Raw genomic sequence first — 201 nt, 5'->3', positions numbered from 1 at the left:
ACAGCCCCCTGGGCCTGGAGATCCGCCTGGTGCGCCAGACGCCCCAGGGCGAAGAGCGCTACCGGCAAGTGCTGGGGCCGTTGCAATAACCCTCTCCCGTAGGAGCCGGCTTGCCGGCGAACCGCGTAGCGGCCAGGCCCTGAGAATTCGGCAAATAGCGCCGGCCCCTTCGCTGGCAAGCCAGCTCCTACAGGGGGCTGT

Annotated in this window: 1 pseudogene; it reads left to right on the top strand. The window is 68.7% G+C overall.

What is annotated here, in order from left to right:
• A pseudogene (locus F6S12_RS33660) lies at nt 1–89 on the top strand (type II secretion system protein GspJ); the annotation flags it as partial.
• Between the last annotated feature and the right edge of the window lie 112 nt (nt 90–201).

Origin of the sequence: Pseudomonas sp. JV245A (assembly GCF_032424515.1) — a bacterium.
GTDB lineage: Bacteria > Pseudomonadota > Gammaproteobacteria > Pseudomonadales > Pseudomonadaceae > Aquipseudomonas > Aquipseudomonas protegens.
This window is presented reverse-complemented; position numbering and strand designations above follow the sequence as displayed.